Annotated in this window: 15 protein-coding genes; 14 read left to right on the top strand and 1 reads right to left on the bottom strand. The window is 71.6% G+C overall.

Features of this window, described 5'->3' with window-relative positions; genetic code table 11:
- Nucleotides 1–135 precede the first annotated feature (135 nt).
- The 4 genes from PO879_RS00595 to PO879_RS00610 all read left to right on the top strand — a co-directional run bounded on the left by PO879_RS00595 (nt 136) and on the right by PO879_RS00610 (nt 3922).
- Entirely contained in the window at nt 136–2589 is a 2454-nt protein-coding gene (locus PO879_RS00595; protein WP_278236009.1) for a M15 family metallopeptidase, read from the top strand.
- Between the two features lie 5 nt (nt 2590–2594).
- On the top strand, nt 2595–2924 hold the full coding sequence (locus PO879_RS00600; protein ID WP_278236010.1) for a DUF2087 domain-containing protein: 330 nt from the start codon (nt 2595–2597) through the stop codon (nt 2922–2924).
- A complete protein-coding gene (locus tag PO879_RS00605) occupies nt 2921–3418 on the top strand; it encodes a YbaK/EbsC family protein (RefSeq protein ID WP_278236011.1) in 498 nt (165 codons plus the stop codon). Before PO879_RS00600 ends, PO879_RS00605 begins: the two co-directional genes overlap by 4 nt.
- A 132-nt stretch (nt 3419–3550) precedes the next feature.
- Nucleotides 3551–3922, top strand: coding sequence for an STAS domain-containing protein (locus PO879_RS00610; protein ID WP_278236012.1), 372 nt, complete (start codon nt 3551–3553; stop codon nt 3920–3922).
- A gap of 15 nt (nt 3923–3937) precedes the next feature.
- Here the strand turns inward: PO879_RS00610 and PO879_RS00615 are convergent, their stop codons facing one another.
- The gene (locus tag PO879_RS00615) at nt 3938–4960 is read right to left on the bottom strand and encodes a LacI family DNA-binding transcriptional regulator (protein WP_278236013.1); all 1023 of its coding nucleotides are present in this window, start codon (nt 4958–4960) and stop codon (nt 3938–3940) included.
- Nucleotides 4961–5084: 124 nt separating this feature from the next.
- Between PO879_RS00615 and PO879_RS00620 the strand changes: the two genes are divergently transcribed.
- From PO879_RS00620 to PO879_RS00665, 10 genes are all read left to right on the top strand, one after another.
- The gene (locus tag PO879_RS00620; protein ID WP_278236014.1) at nt 5085–6329 is read left to right on the top strand and encodes an ABC transporter substrate-binding protein; all 1245 of its coding nucleotides are present in this window, start codon (nt 5085–5087) and stop codon (nt 6327–6329) included.
- A gap of 64 nt (nt 6330–6393) precedes the next feature.
- Nucleotides 6394–7353 carry a sugar ABC transporter permease gene (locus PO879_RS00625; protein ID WP_278236015.1) on the top strand — a complete coding sequence of 320 codons (960 nt, stop codon included), beginning with the start codon at nt 6394–6396 and terminating at the stop codon, nt 7351–7353.
- Nucleotides 7350–8174, top strand: a complete 825-nt coding sequence (locus PO879_RS00630) for a carbohydrate ABC transporter permease (RefSeq protein ID WP_278236016.1) — start codon at nt 7350–7352, stop codon at nt 8172–8174. The genes PO879_RS00625 and PO879_RS00630 overlap by 4 nt, the downstream gene beginning before the upstream one ends.
- 38 nt (nt 8175–8212) lie before the next feature.
- Nucleotides 8213–9748, top strand: a complete 1536-nt coding sequence (locus tag PO879_RS00635; RefSeq protein WP_278236017.1) for an alpha-L-arabinofuranosidase C-terminal domain-containing protein — start codon at nt 8213–8215, stop codon at nt 9746–9748.
- Nucleotides 9749–9960: 212 nt separating this feature from the next.
- Nucleotides 9961–11214 (top strand): FAD-binding protein, encoded by a 1254-nt coding sequence (locus tag PO879_RS00640; protein WP_278236018.1) that lies wholly within the window; start codon nt 9961–9963, stop codon nt 11212–11214.
- A 112-nt stretch (nt 11215–11326) separates the two neighbouring features.
- Entirely contained in the window at nt 11327–12901 is a 1575-nt protein-coding gene (locus PO879_RS00645; RefSeq protein WP_278236019.1) for a sodium-dependent transporter, read from the top strand.
- Nucleotides 12898–13065, top strand: a complete 168-nt coding sequence (locus tag PO879_RS00650; protein ID WP_278236020.1) for a methionine/alanine import family NSS transporter small subunit — start codon at nt 12898–12900, stop codon at nt 13063–13065. The genes PO879_RS00645 and PO879_RS00650 overlap by 4 nt, the downstream gene beginning before the upstream one ends.
- A gap of 369 nt (nt 13066–13434) precedes the next feature.
- Nucleotides 13435–14370, top strand: a complete 936-nt coding sequence (locus PO879_RS00655; protein ID WP_278236021.1) for an ABC transporter substrate-binding protein — start codon at nt 13435–13437, stop codon at nt 14368–14370.
- A 2-nt stretch (nt 14371–14372) separates the two neighbouring features.
- Complete coding sequence (locus PO879_RS00660) at nt 14373–15413, top strand: amino acid ABC transporter permease (RefSeq protein WP_278236022.1); 1041 nt, start codon at nt 14373–14375, stop codon at nt 15411–15413.
- Nucleotides 15410–16231: an amino acid ABC transporter ATP-binding protein gene (locus tag PO879_RS00665; protein ID WP_278236023.1), complete on the top strand. Its 822-nt coding sequence runs from the start codon at nt 15410–15412 to the stop codon at nt 16229–16231. The genes PO879_RS00660 and PO879_RS00665 overlap by 4 nt, the downstream gene beginning before the upstream one ends.
- Nucleotides 16232–16243: the final 12 nt, after the last annotated feature.

Genomic DNA, 16243 nt, shown 5'->3' on the forward strand with positions numbered 1-16243 from the left:
CCGGGCGCGACCGGGTGGCGTACGTCACAGCCGTCCACAAGAGTGGGTGGTGGAATGTGACAGCGGCCACGTATCCTCGAGATCCTGTGCGAGGATGCGACCAGCCAGAACGGGCGGCGGGCGAGAAGGGTAGACGTGGCGGACGAGGGCGAATCGACGGAGATCGACGGCGGGCACGCGGTGCGGGCGGAAGCGCCCCGCGACGCCCGCGCCGTCGCCTCGCGTCGAGGTGCCCCGCGCCGGGGCTGGCGTGTCGTCGGCGCCGGTGCCGGCGCCCTCGTCCTCGCAGCCGGTTTCATGGTCGGCTCCGTGGCGAGCACGCCCTGGAACGACTTCTCCCAGCACCCCACCTTTACCGCGCCGGTCGAGACGGAACCGCTCGAGCTCGGCGTGGTCGGCGGTGCCTCTCCGACGGGTCCGACGTCGATCGACCAGCTCCTCGGCGTGATCGAGGACGCCGAGCTCGCCGCTCTCGAGAGCGGCCGTGAGCTCGGCCCCGAGGTGCAGCAGGCGGCCGCCGAGCTGGGGGCCCTCCTGACCACCTACGTCGCCCAGCAGCAGGCCGACCACGTCCCGGGTCTCGGCGACCTGGACCTGCCGCAGGCTCCCGACCCGGCGACCCCCGCGGTACCGGACGAGATCCCGCCGGCCGGACCGCCGTCGTCGGACGACCAGCACCTCGACCCGCCGGAGAGCACGCCCGGAGACCCGCTGCGCCCGCCGGCCGAGGCCATGCCGACGCCGTCCCCGTCACCCTCGCACGCACCGGCACCCTCAGCATCTGCGGCCCCGTCGGCGGAGCCGTCCGTCGCCCCGGAGCCGTCGGCCGCGCCCGACGACGACGCTGACGTGCTGCAGGCCGGCGGCCCGCGCGGACCGGTCGACGACGCACCCGCCGAGGTGGACGACCTGGCCCCGCTGCCGCAGGAGGTCGGGACGTTCCAGGGCGCCGGGCTGCAGCTGCCCACCTGGGAGGGTCTCGTCGGGGGCGACGGCACGTTCCAGGTCGGCAACGGGTTCGACCAGGACGTCGCCACCGACGACGAGACGACGTCCGACGCCGGGCTGGAGCTCGCGCACGCCGAGGACGGCGAGGAGCACGACCACGCGCACGGCGACGAGCGCATCACCTTCGACGACATCGTCGTGGCGGCGACCCACCTGGCCTCGCTGCTGAACCCCGCCACCGCCTCCGTCGTCGTCGACGTCCGACCCGCGGTCACCCAGCTGCCCGACGGCAGCTTCGTCTCCGACGACGGCGTGGCCGTGGCCTCGAACGGCCTGCCGCTGGCGAGCGGTGCCGCCGGCAGCGGCTCGCTGTCCGCGACCCTGCAGGCGGTCGTGGGCCAGCACGCCTCCTCGACCGCCGGCTACAGCAACGGACGGATCCCGACCTCGGTGCTGTGCAGCATCACCACGGCCCCCGGGCACATGCTCCGGTGCGACGCCGCGGCCCAGTTCGCCGCGCTCAACGCGGAGTACCGGGACCGCTTCGGCGTGGACATCCCGCTCACCGACTCCTACCGGTCGTACGACGCGCAGGTCGCGGTCCGCGCCGCGAAGCCGCACCTGGCGGCCGTGCCCGGCACGTCGAACCACGGCTGGGGCCTGGCCCTGGACCTGAGCACGCCGATCTCCGGCGGGCACTCCGCCGAGTACGTCTGGCTGCGGGTGCACGCCCCGGACTTCGGGTGGGACAACCCCGTCTGGGCCCGTCCGAACGGCAGCAAGCCCGAGCCGTGGCACTGGGAGTTCTTCGCCGCGGGCCCGGTCCCCGACCGCGCCACGTCGCACGCCGACGTCACCACCGCCGGCGGGTCCGGATCGTCCGGCGGCTCGTCGACCGGGTCCGGCTCGTCGAAGGGTTCCGGTGCGAAGGCCCCGAGCGGGAAGGGCGACGGCGGCGCGAAGGGAACCTCGCAGGGCGACACGACGGGCAAGGGCTCGAAGGGCGACAAGGCCGACGGTGAGAAGCCGAAGCCGAAGCCGACTCCGAAGCCGTCCACGAGCCCGAGCCCGAAGCCCTCGGCGAGCCCGTCGCCGTCGCCGAAGCCGTCGGCCGAGCCGGAGCCGTCCACGAGCCCGAGCCCGAAGCCCTCGGCGAGCCCGTCGCCGTCGCCGAAGCCGTCGGCCGAGCCGGAGCCGTCCACGAGCCCGAGCCCGGAGCCCTCGGCCAGTCCGTCCCCGGGGACGGACTCCTCGCCGGAGCCGTCCTCGGAGCCGTCGCCGACGGCGGGGGCCGGTGACGAGGGCAGCACCGAGCTGTCGGACCCGGAGTCGTCGAGCACGGAGACCTCGGGCACCGAGTCGTCGAGCTCGACCACGTCGAGCACCGAGTCGTCGAGCACCGAGTCGAGCACGGCGACCTCGAGCACGGAGTCCTCGACCTCGGGTGAGGACGCGACGGCGCCGACCGGCGACAGCGAGGTGGCGCAGCGCGAGGACGAGATGCTCGGCTCGCGGACCGACGGCAGCGGTGACGAGGGCGACGCGCTTCCCTCCGGGGACGGCGACGACTCGTCCGGCGACGGGTCCGTGGACAGCACCGACGACGGTGCCGTGGCGTACGGGGCCGACGGGACCGAGTGAGCCGGATGGGCCATGCCGACGACCCGCGGCGGTTCCTCGTCGACGGACGCCTCGACCGCAGCCCGCGCCGGTGGCGCGACAAGGTGGCGGTGACCCGGTACCTGGCGACCGTGGCGATGCCGCGGCTGCTCGAGCCGATCTCCGAGCGGGACCTGACCGATCGCCTCGCCGAGCTGGCGCGCGACCCGGTCGCGCTGCGCCGTGCCATGGTCGACCTGGGGCTCGTGAGCCGGACCCGGGACGGTGCCGAGTACTGGCGCACGGAGCGGACCGAGCACGACCCGGAACCCGACGCGGTGGAGATCGCCGACCGCGCGCTCGGCGAGTCCCCGTGACCGGGGGCGAGCCGGAGCCGGAACGCCGCGCGCGGGAAGCCCTCGAGGCGTCCGGCGCGGAGTTCGTCATCACGCGCCACGGACGCGTGGGTTCCCTGGCCGAGGCGGCGGCCGCGCGCGGCGTCGCACCGGACCGCCTGCTCAAGACGATCGTGGTGCGCCGGGCCGCCGACGACTACCTCTTCGTCCTCGTCCCCGGGGGCCGGACGATCTCCTGGCCGCGGCTGCGGGCGCTGCTGGGGGTGAACCGGCTCTCCCTGCCGGACGCCGAGGTGGCCCGCGAGGTGACGGGCTACGAACGCGGCACGATCACGCCGTTCGGGTCGTGGCACCGCTGGCCGGTCGTGGCCGATGCGAGCATCCCGGCAGGGGGTACCGTGTCTGTCGGGGCCGGCGGTCACGGTGTCGGGGCGACGCTGGACGCGGATGTCCTGCTACGGGTGCTCGACGCACGGGTGGCGGACGTGACCGACCCCGAGGCATCACCCGCGTGAACTTCTTCCACTTCCTGACCGTGTTCCACTGGACGCATCGGCGCGGGGGGTGAACACTCGATCCGTGGTCCGGGCGGTGGGGGCACCCCGGTCACGTGGCCACCGTTGGCACGACAGGAGTACGACACCCCGATGGATATCGACAGCGCGACGGATCTGGACCCTGACGCAGGGTCCGGTATCTCCTGCCAGCACGATGAGAACGGGACCCTGCTGACGCTGTGGGGCGAGGTCGACGCTGCCCTGCGCGAGTCGGCCAGCGACGCCATGGCCTCGGTGGCGGCCCGGCCCGGGGCGGCCCCGATCGTGCTCGACGCCCGCGACGTGAGCTTCATCGACTCCTCGGGCGTCGCCTTCGTCCTGCAGATCTACATGTTCGGCCAGGAGATGGGTGCTCCGGTCCAGCTCCTCGCACCGTCGGAGGCCGTGACCGAGGTGCTCGAGATGGTCGGGATGGCGGGGCGGATCCCCGTGATCCCCGAGGAGCAGCCCGCCGGCACCTGACGCGCGGCCGGCGGTTCACGGCGACGGGGCCGCCCGCGATGCACGCGACGTCCCCCGCTCGACCAGGTGCACCGGGCTGACGAGATGCTGGGGCGCGCTGTCCCGGTCGGCGATCCGACGGTCGAGCGCTGCCACCGCGTTCTCGACGATCCAGGCGTTGCTGGGGTCGATCGTCGTCAGGCCCGGCATCGTGAACTCCCCGAGCGCGAGGTTGTCGAAGCCGACGACCTGGACGTCGTCCGGGACGCGGAGGCCCGCGTCGTGGATGCCGGCCAGCACGCCCATCGCGACCTGGTCCGTGATGGCGAAGAACGCGTCGATCGACGGGTCGCGGGCGAGGAGCGCCCGCACCGCGATCCGGGCGCTCGACATCTCGAAGCGGTCGAGGGGGAGGACCGCGGCGTCGTCCACGGGTACGCCCCGCTCCTGCTGCGCGAGCTCCCAGCCCCGCGTCCTGAGCGTGACCATCGAGGCGTGGCCCTCGTCGCCGCCGCCGACCATGACGATCCGTCGTGCGCCGCGGTCGAGCAGGTGCTCCGTCGCCAGCCGGGCGCCCGTGATGTTGTCGATGTGGATCTGGTCGAAGCGCGGCGGCATGTGCTGCTCGCCCAGGAGCACCACCGGGAACGACGGGCGGATCCGGTCGATGTCGTCGTAGCCCAGGCCGACGACGCTGAGGATGACGCCGTCGTAGGTCTGCAGGCGCGCGAGCGAGAGCGCGGCGAGCTCGCCCTCCTTGCTCGCGTCGCTCTGCTCGACGGCGAGGTGGCGTCCTGTGGACGCGAGCGCCGACGACAGCCGCGCGGCGAGATCGCCGAAGTACGGGTGGTCGAACCGCGGGACGACGAGCCCGATCGCCCCCGTGCGTCCTGAGCGCAGCCGCCGCGCGCTGAGGTTGATCTCGTAGCCCAGCTCGTCGACCACCTCCAGCACGCGCAGACGCGTCTCGGCTCCCACCCGCGGCTTGCCGTTCAGCACGTTCGAGACGGTCATGACGGAGACGCCGGCGGCACGGGCGACGTCGCTCATCGTGGGCATGGCTCCCCTTCTCCAGCGGGTGTTGGCGCCTTGGGCGCTGTGGGGTTACAGTGTCTCATCACTGGGGTATAACGATAAACCTCAGCCGTTCAGGGCACAGCCGCCCGATCGAAGGAGTTCGAAGATGAAGTCACCCATGCGGATGGTGGTCGCAGGTATCGCCGTGACGGCGCTCGCAGGCTCGCTCGGTGCCTGCAGCGGCGACTCCGGCGAGGCCGACGGCACCACCACGGTCTCGTTCCTCTCCTGGACCGGCCAGGAGCAGATGGAGCCGATGATCGAGGCGTTCGAGGCGGAGAACCCCGACGTCACGATCGAAGCCTCCTACTCGCCCCCGGTGGCCGAGTACATCCAGACCCTCCAGACGCGGGTGCTGTCGGGCACCGCGCCGGACGTGTTCGTCGTGGCGGCCGAGAACAAGACCAACCTCATCGAGGCCGGCGCCGTGGTGGACCTGAGCGGCGAGCCCTTCATGGAGGGCATCCAGCAGTTCAACCTCGACACCTACGGCAGGGACGGGGCCGAGTACGGGCTGTCCCTGTCCTCCTGGGCGGCGGGCTACGCCTACAACAAGGAGATGCTCGCCGACGTCGGGTACGACGGCATCCCCGAGACCTGGGACGAGTTCCTCGTCATGCTCCAGGACCTCCAGGACGCCGGCTACACGCCGTTCCTCGAGAGCGTCGACCAGATGCCGACCACCGTCTCGGCCATGCTCGGCGCGAAGACCTCGCAGAGCGACCCGAGCGTGGACGACCAGATCTTCGACGGTTCGTCGACCTTCGCGGAGCAGTGGACGCCGATCCTCGAGGAGTACAACCGCCTCTACACCGAGGGGCTCGTCTCCGCGGACGTCGTCGCGCTCGACGGCGACCAGGTGCGCGACGAGTTCGCCAACGAGCGGGTCGCCGTCATCAACGCCGGTCCCTGGATCATCAACGCCGTCCAGGAGGCCAACCCCGAGCTGGACTGGGAGTTCGGCCAGGTCCCCGGGCTGCCCGACGGGATGCCGTTCCAGGCGGGAGCGGCGGCCCCCGGCTACGCGATCAGCGCGAGCTCGGACGAGGAGACGCAGGAGGCGGCCAAGACCTTCCTGACCTGGCTCGCCTCCGAGCAGGGCGTGGAGATGTTCCACGAGGCGACGAACGACGTGACGGTGACCGAGAACTTCACCCCGGAGGTCGACCCGGTCTTCGAGCCCATGGTGGAGCCGATCCGGGACGGCGACCTCTACCTGCCGATGATCGCCTGGCAGCGTGACGAGGACGTCCTGAACGTCGAGGCCGTGGCGCAGGTCCAGCGCATGATCCAGGGGCAGATCGGCCCCGAGGACGTCGCGGCTGCGCTCGACGCGAAGCTCTCGAGCTGAGCCGATCGGGTCCACGAGCGCCCGGGGCCGACGGCCCCGGGCGCTCGCCGAGAGAGGTCACCCCATGACGACACTGACGACTCCGACGTCGAGTGGCGCGTCCGCGCCCACCGCCAGGAAGCGCCGACGCCGATCCGTCGAGGGCGGCTGGAAGCAGATCACGATCAACAGGGCGTTCCTGATCCCTGCGATCGTCGTCTTCGTCTTCCTGTTCGTGGTCCCGCTGCTCCAGGGCCTGTACTGGAGCTTCACGGACTTCACCGGCTACAGCCCCGAGGCGAACTTCATCGGCTGGGACAACTACGTCCAGATCCTCAACGACCCCTCGATGCTCTCGGGGCTGACCTTCACGCTGCTGTTCGCCGTCGGCACCACCCTGCTGGTCACCTGCCTGGCCATCCCCCTCGCGGTGCAGCTCAACAAGGCCTTCGTCGGGCGCAACGTCGTGCGCTCGCTCTGGTTCTTCCCGGCGGTGCCCAGCATGGCCATCCTGGGCCTGGTCTGGAGCTACATCCTGTCCCCGCTGCCGTCCGGGGTGCTCAACACCCTGCTGTCCAACTGGTTCGGCATCGAGGCGGTCTCGTGGCTGTCGGACAACACCCTGGCGCGGTTCTCGGTGATCATGGTCGGCGTGTGGGCGCAGACCGGCTGGCACGCCGTGCTCTACCTCGCCTACCTCCAGTCGATCCCGCAGGAGTACTACGAGGTCGCGAAGATCGACGGTGCGTCGCCGCGCCAGCAGTTCTTCGCCATCACCCTGCCGCTGCTGATGCCGGCGATGGTGGTCAGCTCCTTCCTGCTGCTCACCAACGGTCTGAAGGTGTTCGACCTGCCGTACACGCTGACCAACGGCGGACCCGGGTTCGCGACGTACACCATCACCCAGTCGCTCGTCGTCACCGGCGTCGGCCAGGGGGAGTACGGGCTGTCGTCGGCGCTCGCCGTGATGTTCACCGTGGCGGTCGGCGTCATCGGGTTCACCCAGCTCCGCATCACGAGCCGCATCGGGAGGCGATTCGCATGACCACGGCCCTCTGGCGGCGCACGCTGCTGAGCATCGGGATGATCGCGCTCGCGCTGATCATCGGTGTGCCGCTCTACTACATCGTCATCAACACGTTCAAGACCCAGGCCGACATGGTGTCCTCGCCGCTCGGTCTGCCGGAGACCTGGTCGTTCGCGAACTGGTCGTCCGCCCTGGGCGACATGTCGATCTACCAGGCCTTCGGCAACACGCTGTACGTGACGGTCCTGGCGGTGCTGGCGCAGCTCCTCGTGGGGGCGATGGCCGCGTACGCCATGATCATCGCGCGCAACCGGACGACCAGGATCCTCGGCAGCCTGCTGCTCGTCGGGTTCATCATCCCGCCGCAGTCCACGATGATCCCGCTCTACCGGACCCTCGTCGGCTTCGAGCTGGTCGACAGCCTGAACGGCCTGGTCATCATGTACATGGGCGGGGCGATCTTCTGCTTCTTCCTCATCCAGGGCTACATGCGCACCCTGCCGTACGAGGTGATCGAGGCCGCGCGGATCGACGGGGCCGGGACCAACCAGATCTTCTGGCGGATCGTCCTGCCCCTCATCAAGCCGATCCTGGTGACCGTGGGCGTGTTCCAGACCATGTGGGTCTGGAACGACTTCCTCCTGCCGACGGTCTTCCTGTCCTCGCCGCAGAAGGAGACCATCGTGCTCCAGGTGTACAGCGCCGTCTCGGAGTTCACGACCGACTGGCCGGCCTTCATGACGATCACGGTGATCGCCCTGATCCCGATGGTGATCTTCTTCGTCTTCACCCAGCGACACATCGTCAGCGGACTGCTCGCGGGAAGCGTCAAGGGCTGACGAGCACGCACCACCCACCCCAGAACTCCAGGAGCACCATGCCGCAGGACCAGTCCACCGCCATCATCGACCTCGACGTCCCGGGCCCGCGCATCTCCCGGCACGTCTACGGCCACTTCGCCGAGCACCTCGGCCGCTGCATCTACGACGGCTTCTACGTCGGGGAGGACGCCGACGTCCCGCACGTCCGGGGGATCCGGACCGACGTCGTCGAGGCGCTGCGGGCCCTGCAGATCCCCAACCTGCGGTGGCCCGGCGGCTGCTTCGCCGACGACTACCACTGGCGCGACGGCATCGGCCCGCGCGACCAGCGCCCCCGCATGGTCAACTCCCACTGGGGCGACGTCGTCGAGGACAACTCGTTCGGGACCCACGAGTTCATGGACCTGTGCGAGCTGCTCGGCGCCGACGCCTACATCAGCGGGAACGTCGGGTCCGGGTCCGTCGCGGAGATGAGCGAGTGGATCGAGTACCTCACCCGCGCCGACGACTCGCCGATGGCGGCCCTGCGCCGCGAGAACGGGCGCGACGAGCCGTGGAAGGTGCCGTTCTTCGGCATCGGCAACGAGGCGTGGGGCTGCGGCGGCAACCTGCGGGTCGAGCAGTTCGCCTCGCTGGCCCGCCAGTACTCCACCTACGTGCGCAACCACGGCGAGAACACGACGTACCGGATCGCCGCGGGCGCCTCCGACGCCGACCTGCACTGGACCGAGGTCCTCATGCGGTCGTTCGACGCCCTGGACGACCCCGCGGACGCGGACAAGCCCGGCGACCCGTTCCAGGCGATCTCGCTGCACTACTACACGATGACCGGGCCGTGGCAGGACAAGGGCAGCGCGACCGAGTTCAGCGAGGACGAGTGGTACCTCGCCCTGCAGCGCGCCGCGTTCATGGAGCGCCTGCTCACCCGCCACGGCCAGGTGATGGACCGCTACGACCCGCACCGGCGCATCGGGCTGGTCGTGGACGAGTGGGGCACCTGGTGGAACGTGGAGCCGGGGACCAACCCCGGGTTCCTGTACCAGCAGAACACCCTGCGCGACGCGCTGGTCGCGTCGGTGCACTTCGACGCCTTCCACCGGCACGCCGACCGTGTGGTGATGACCAACATCGCCCAGACGGTCAACGTGCTGCAGGCGATGCTGCTCACCGACCCCGAGACGGGCGCCCTCGTGCGGACCCCGAGCTACCACGTCTTCGCGATGAACACCCCGCACCACGACGCGGACTCGCTCGCCGTCCACCTGCAGGGGGCGCCCACGCGGACGACGGACGGCGCGGAGCTGCCGCTGGTCTCGGCGTCGGCCTCGGTCTCGGGGGACCGTGCAACCGTGTCGCTGACCAACCTGGACGCCGAGGCCGAGCGCACGATCGTGCTCGACCTGCGCGGTCGTGAGGTCACGGGGCACGAGGGTCGGGTCCTGACCGCGCCGGAGCTGGCCACGCACAACAGCCCGGACGCGCCCGACGCCGTCGCCCCGGTGGCCCTGGAGTCGGTCCGCCCGCACGAGCGCGGGCTCGAGGTGACGCTCCCGGCGCACTCCTACGCCACGGTGTCGCTCACGCTCGCCTGACCCAGGCAAGCCCAGCCCAGCCCAGCCCCTCCCCGCCCCGGCGCTCCCCGGCGCTGTGGGCAGGAAATCTGCACCCTCACACCCCTGAGGACCTGCAGATTTCCTGCCCACAGGGCGGGGCGGGGGTGGCCGGTCCGCCTGGCACCTCGTACGGCGGTCGGACTGGCGGACTTCCTGCGCGCGCCCTGACCAGCCATGGCACCCTGGGGCCCATGCGGAACTGGGCCGGGAACCTCGCCTACGCCGCGCACGACCTCGTGCGCCCGACATCCCTGGAGGAGCTCGCTGACGTACTGGCGGTCGGCGGGCCCGTGCGCGCGCTGGGGTCGCGCCACTCGTTCAACGACCTGGCCGACACGACCGGGACGCACGTGCAGGTCGACGGGCTGGACGACGGCCGTCCGGCCGTGGACCTGGACACCGGTACCGGCGTCGTCTCCGTCAACGCGGGACTGCGGTACGGCGAGCTGTCGCGCGCCCTGGAGGTCGAGGGGCGCGCGGTGACCCAGCTGGCCTCCCTGCCGCACATCTCCGTGGCCGGGGCGGTCGCCACGGCCACGCACGGGTCCGGGGACGCCAACCGGTCGCTGGCGAGCGCCGTCGTGGGGCTCGAGCTGATGACCACCGCCGGGGAGCTGCGCCGGATCACCCGGGACACCGACCCGGAGGTCTTCGCCGGCACGGTCGTGTCCCTCGGTGCGCTCGGTATCGTCACGCGCCTGGAGCTCGCCACGGTGCCCGCGTTCCAGGTGCGCCAGGACGTCGCCCTCGACCTGCCGTGGCAGACGGTGCTCGAGCACTTCGACGCCGTGACCGGGTCGGCCTACTCCGTCAGCCTCTTCACGAGCTGGGACGAGCCCGCCGTCCGGGCGGCCTGGTTCAAGTCCGTCGTGGCCGACGGCGCGGGCCGTCGCCCCGAGCCCGTGCCCGGGCTGCGGTGGGCCGACGAGGACGTGCACCCGGTCCCGGGCGTCGACCCGGCCGCCTGCACCGCGCAGCACGGCGTACCGGGGCCCTCGCACGAGCGGCTCAGCCACTTCCGGCTCGACCACACGCCGTCGGCCGGGGAGGAGCTGCAGAGCGAGTACCTGCTGCCGCGGCGGTACGCCGCCGAGGCGATCGAGGCGATGCGCGCCCTCGGGCCCCGGGTCGGGCCGCTGCTGCTGACCGGGGAGATCCGCACCGTCGCCGCCGACGATCTCTGGCTCAGCCCCTTCGGCGAGGACTCGATCGGCCTGCACTTCACCTGGCACCCCCGGGGTGCCGAGGTCGCGGGGCTGCTGCCGGTGATCGAGGACGCCCTGGCGCCGTTCGGCGCCCGGCCGCACTGGGGCAAGGTGTTCGCCGCGGACCCCGTCGCCCTGCGCGCGGCGTACCCGCGGTTCGAGGACTTCCGCGCGCTGGCCGACCGGTTCGACCCGCAGGGCCGGCTGCGCGGCGGGTACGTCGCGCGACTGCTCGGCTGACCGGCGCCGACGCACCTGTCGCCTCGACATGCCGAGGACCGCGATGTCGCGCATGATCACCAGGAGAGAACGGTTTGACGAAGCGGCGACCAGCGCGGAAGGTGTGTGACCCGTGAGTGCACAACACAAGTCCGCCCCGCGGGAGCAGTTCACCGGGCAGGTGGGGTTCATCCTGTCGGCGATCGGCTCGGCCGTGGGTCTCGGCAACATCTGGCGGTTCCCCGGCGTGGCCTACGAGAACGGTGGCGGCGCGTTCCTCGTGCCCTACCTCATCGCGCTGCTGACGGCGGGCATCCCGATCCTCTTCCTCGACTACGCGATCGGTCACCGGTTCCGCGGTGGCGCCCCCCAGGCGTTCCGCCGGATCAAGGGCTGGCTGGAGACCCTGGGCTGGTTCCAGGTGATGATCTGCATCGTCATCGCCGTCTACTACGCCGCGGTCGTGGCGTGGGCGGCGAGCTTCTTCGTCTACTCCTTCGGCCTCGACTGGGGCGACGACCCCGCCACGTTCTTCATCGGGGAGCACCTGCAGCTCGCCGACGCAGGGGGGGCCGACCCGTGGCTGACCTTCGACTTCGTGGCCGCCGTGCTGATCCCGCTGGCACTCGTCTGGCTGGTCGTCGTCGCGGTGCTCGCCGCGGGCGTGGTCAAGGGGGTCCAGCGCGCCAACATCGTCTTCATCCCGCTGCTGCTCGTCTCGTTCGGCGCCCTGGTGGTCCGGGCTCTGTTCCTCGACGGCGCCGGCGACGGCCTGAACGCGCTGTTCACCCCGCAGTGGGACGCGCTGGCCGACCCTGAGGTGTGGATCGCCGCCTACGGGCAGATCTTCTTCTCGCTGTCCGTGGCGTTCGGCATCATGATCACCTACGCCTCGTACCGGCGCCGTCGGTCGAACATGACGGGCCCCGGCCTGGTGGTGGCGTTCTCCAACTCCGGCTTCGAGATGCTGGCCGGCCTCGGCGTGTTCTCCGCTCTCGGTTTCCTCGCCCTGGAGCAGGGAGTCGCACTGGAGGAACTGAACCTCACTGGAGTCACCCTCGCGTTCATCACGTTCCCGGCGATCGTCTCCGAGATGCCGGCCGGCGCCCTGTTCGGTGCGCTCTTCTTCGGCTCGCTGGTGATGGCCGGGTTCACGTCGCTGGTCTCGATCCTCCAGGTCGTCTCCGCGGCCCTGCAGGAGAAGTTCGCCCTGTCCCGGACCGCTGCCGTGCTGTGGCTCGGCGGTGTCCTGGGCGTGGTCTCGGTGGTCGGCTTCAGCACCACGACGGGACTCTTCCTGCTCGACACCGTCGACCACTGGGTCAACAACATGGGCATCGTGGCCTCGGCGATCCTCATGTGCGTCTTCGTCGTGTGGGTCTACCGCCGGGCGCCCGAGCTGCGCTACCACCTCAACGCCGTCTCGACGACGCAGCTCGGCGCGTGGTGGTACGCCTGCGTCGGCGTCATCATCCCCGTGATGCTCACGATCATGCTGGTCCAGACGGTCCGGGTGCGCATCAGTGAGCCCTACGAGGGATACGATGAGACGTACCTGCTCTATGCAGGCTGGGGCACCGTGGCGCTGCTGGTGGTCGGGTCGCTCGCCTTCTGGGCGTTCCGTTGGCGCGGACCGGGTCTGTACCGCGCCTGGCCGCCGTACCCGCCGGTCGAGGACCCCGCCGTGCGGAAGGAGGCGTCGCGATGAGCACCACCGCGATCATCATGATGGCGGTCGCCCTGATCGTCGTCTGGGGCGGCCTGATCCTCGCGATCGTGGCCCTGCGCAGCCGGCCGGAGCGGACGGAGTTCCCGCCCGGCGGCGAGGACGACCACCGCGAGGACATGGGGATCATCGAGCACGACACGTAGGTCTCGCTCCGGTTCCGAGGTCCGTTCGAGGTCCGGGTCCTTCCGTGGCGCCGCCGCGCTCACGGGCGCTGCGCGCCCTGCGCTTCCCGTCTGACGACGGCGCCACGGAAGGACCCGGACCTTTGTCGTCCGTCCCCGGCCTGCTTGTCGCGGCTGCCGGGCCGGGGCGTGTCTCGCTCGACGCGGTGCGGCGACGGCCGGGCTTTCGAGACGGCCACGCGGGGCGGGAGGTGACGGGGGTGCGTGATCGATGTCATGGGGCTCGGGTTTGGGAACGCTATGTATAGGTATGCATACTGCCGCATAGACGCTCCGAGGCCCTGACCGGGCGCGGGCGTCGTCCCCCTCCACGCGATCCCTGGAGCCGTCATGCGCGCCCGTACCGTCCTGCCCCTGTCCGCCGTCGCCGTCGTCGCCCTGCTCGCCGGCTGCACCACCGCCTCGGAGGACCTCGGCTCCGCCACCGGCGACGCCGCGTCGGACGGCTCCTCGGCCGCGCCGGCCGCGGCGTTCGACGCCTCGACCGTCGAGGCCGACGACGAGCTGGCCGCGCTGGTCCCCGCCGCGGTGGCCGAGGACGGCGTGCTCACCGTCGGCGCCGAGCTCTCGTACGCCCCGGCCGAGTTCCTCGCGTCCGACGGCGTCACCCCGGTCGGGTTCGACGTCGACATCGCCCACGCGGTCGCCGCCACCCTCGGCCTGGAGGCCGAGATCGAGCCGTCCACGTTCGACGCGATCATCCCGGCCGTCGGCACCAAGTACGACGTCGGCATCTCCGGCTTCACCATCGACGCCGAGCGGCTGCAGGTCGCCCACATGGTCAGCTACTTCGACGCCGGCTCCCAGCTCGCCGTCGCCACCGGCAACCCGGACGGCGTGGACCCCGCCGACCTGTGCGGCGTCACCGTGGGCGTCCAGACCGGCACCGTCCAGCAGGGCGCGCTCGAGGACGTCTCGGCGAGCTGCGAGGCCGACGGCGCCGAGCCCGTCGAGGTGCTGCCCTACGACTCCCAGGCCGACGTCACCACCAACCTCGTCGGCGGCAAGGTCCAGGCCATGTACGCCGACTCCCCGGTGACGGCCTACGCCGTGGAGCAGACCGAGGGCTCGATCGAGACGCTCGGCGAGATCGCCGACGCCGCGCCGTACGGGGTCGTCGTGGCCCAGGACGACGACGCGCTCGCCGAGGCGATCCAGGGCGCGCTGCAGCAGCTCATGGACGACGGCACCCTGACCGAGATCCTCGCCGGCTGGGGCAACGCCGAGGGCGCGCTGGCCACCGCCGAGCTCGACCCCGGCGTCTGACGATGACCACGCACGTCACCGGCTCCCCGCACACCGGGGCGCCGTCGTCGGACCTGCCCGCGCCCCTGCGCGCCCGGCCCGTCCCGCGCCCCGGGCGCTGGCTGTCGGCCGCCGTGCTGCTCGTGCTCGCCGCGATGGTGGTGCACGCGCTGGTCACCAACCCGAACTTCCGCTGGGACACCGTCTGGCTGTACCTGCGCGACGTCAACGTCGTGCGCGGGGTGGGCTGGACGCTCGTGCTGACCTTCGGCTCCATGGCGATCGCCGTCGTGCTCGCGGTGCTGCTCGCGATCATGCGGCGCAGCGACAACCCGGTGATGCGCTCGGTCTCCTGGGCCTACATCTGGTTCTTCCGCGGCACCCCGATCTACACCCAGCTCGTGTTCTGGGGACTGGTCTCGGTGCTGTACCCGCGCCTCAGCCTCGGCATCCCGTTCGGGCCCGAGTTCTTCGTGTTCGACACCCGCGACGTCATCACCGCCTTCTGGGCGGCGCTGATCGGGCTGGCCCTCAACGAGGCCGCCTACCTCGCCGAGATCGTGCGCGCGGGGCTCGGCTCGGTCGACCCCGGCCAGGCCGAGGCGGCCCGCGCCCTGGGGATGAAGGAGCCGCGCATCCTGCGCCGCATCGTGCTGCCGCAGGCGATGCGCGTCATCGTGCCGCCCACCGGCAACGAGACGATCTCCATGCTCAAGACGACGTCCCTGGTGGTCGCCGTGCCGTTCACGCTGGAGATCACCTACGCCACGTCCGCGATCGGCACCCGCACCTTCCAGCCCATCCCGCTGCTCATCGTGGCAGCGCTGTGGTACCTGCTCATCACGTCGGTGCTCATGGTCGGCCAGTACTACGTCGAGCGGTACTACGGGCGCGGGTTCGACGGCGGCGCCACCGGACCGCGGCGCGGTGCCGGACGGCGCGGCCCCGGCAGCGCCGGCGGCTCCGGCAGCTCCGGTCGGCGGGCCGGGCGACTGAGCCGGCAGGCGACGATCCGCGGTGCCGGCACCACGAAGGACGACCCGTTCGCGGAGGTGACCCCATGAGCGCGACGACCGCTTCGCCGTCGGACGCGACGCCGATGGCCGAGACGCCGATGGTCGAGGCACGCGGCGTCCACAAGGTGTTCGGCCAGGGCGCCGACGCGCTGCACGTGCTGCGGGGCGTCGACCTCGTGGTGCCGCCGGGGTCGGTGACCGTGGTGCTCGGCCCGTCGGGCTCCGGCAAGTCCACCCTGCTGCGCTGCCTCAACGAGCTGGAGCAGATCACCGCCGGCTCCGTGCACGTCGACGGCGAGCTGCTCGGCTACCGCCACGACGCCCAGGGCGTCCTGCACCGGCTGCACCCCCACCGCATCGCCGCGCAGCGCTCGCGGATCGGGATGGTGTTCCAGCGGTTCCACCTGTTCGGGCACATGACCGCGCTGGAGAACGTGGCCGAGGCGCCGGTGCAGGTCCGCGGGCTGTCGAAGGCCGCGGCGCGCGAGCGGGCGGCCGAGCTGCTCGACCGGGTGGGACTGTCCGACCGGGTCGACCACTACCCGGCCCAGCTCTCCGGCGGCCAGCAGCAGCGGGTCGCCATCGCCCGGGCGCTGGCGATGGAGCCCGAGCTGATGCTCTTCGACGAGCCCACCTCGGCGCTGGACCCCGAGCTCGTCGGCGAGGTGCTGGCCGTCATGCAGGACCTCGCCCGGTCCGGGATGACGATGGTCGTGGTGACCCACGAGATCGGGTTCGCCCGCGAGGTCGCGGACCACGTCGTGTTCATGGACGACGGCGTCGTGGTCGAGCAGGGGCCGCCGGGTGCCGTGCTGGAGAACCCGACCGAGCCGCGGCTGCAGGAGTTCCTCGCCCACGTCCTGTGAGCCGACCCCGGC

The sequence above is a fragment of the Isoptericola sp. AK164 genome, from assembly GCF_029643425.1.
Classification (GTDB): Bacteria; Actinomycetota; Actinomycetes; order Actinomycetales; family Cellulomonadaceae; genus Isoptericola; species Isoptericola haloaureus.

What these genes read in the sequence shown, in the direction of transcription:
- PO879_RS00660 (WP_278236022.1), top strand. Translation starts at nt 14,373, where the DNA reads ATGACCACGCACGTCACCGGCTCCCCGCACACCGGGGCGCCGTCGTCG.
- PO879_RS00630 (WP_278236016.1), top strand. Translation starts at nt 7,350, where the DNA reads ATGACCACGGCCCTCTGGCGGCGCACGCTGCTGAGCATCGGGATGATC.
- PO879_RS00620 (WP_278236014.1), top strand. Translation starts at nt 5,085, where the DNA reads ATGAAGTCACCCATGCGGATGGTGGTCGCAGGTATCGCCGTGACGGCG.
- PO879_RS00610 (WP_278236012.1), top strand. Translation starts at nt 3,551, where the DNA reads ATGGATATCGACAGCGCGACGGATCTGGACCCTGACGCAGGGTCCGGT.
- PO879_RS00650 (WP_278236020.1), top strand. Translation starts at nt 12,898, where the DNA reads ATGAGCACCACCGCGATCATCATGATGGCGGTCGCCCTGATCGTCGTC.
- PO879_RS00655 (WP_278236021.1), top strand. Translation starts at nt 13,435, where the DNA reads ATGCGCGCCCGTACCGTCCTGCCCCTGTCCGCCGTCGCCGTCGTCGCC.
- PO879_RS00615 (WP_278236013.1), bottom strand. Translation starts at nt 4,960, where the DNA reads ATGCCCACGATGAGCGACGTCGCCCGTGCCGCCGGCGTCTCCGTCATG.
- PO879_RS00640 (WP_278236018.1), top strand. Translation starts at nt 9,961, where the DNA reads ATGCGGAACTGGGCCGGGAACCTCGCCTACGCCGCGCACGACCTCGTG.
- PO879_RS00625 (WP_278236015.1), top strand. Translation starts at nt 6,394, where the DNA reads ATGACGACACTGACGACTCCGACGTCGAGTGGCGCGTCCGCGCCCACC.
- PO879_RS00665 (WP_278236023.1), top strand. Translation starts at nt 15,410, where the DNA reads ATGAGCGCGACGACCGCTTCGCCGTCGGACGCGACGCCGATGGCCGAG.
- PO879_RS00600 (WP_278236010.1), top strand. Translation starts at nt 2,595, where the DNA reads ATGGGCCATGCCGACGACCCGCGGCGGTTCCTCGTCGACGGACGCCTC.
- PO879_RS00635 (WP_278236017.1), top strand. Translation starts at nt 8,213, where the DNA reads ATGCCGCAGGACCAGTCCACCGCCATCATCGACCTCGACGTCCCGGGC.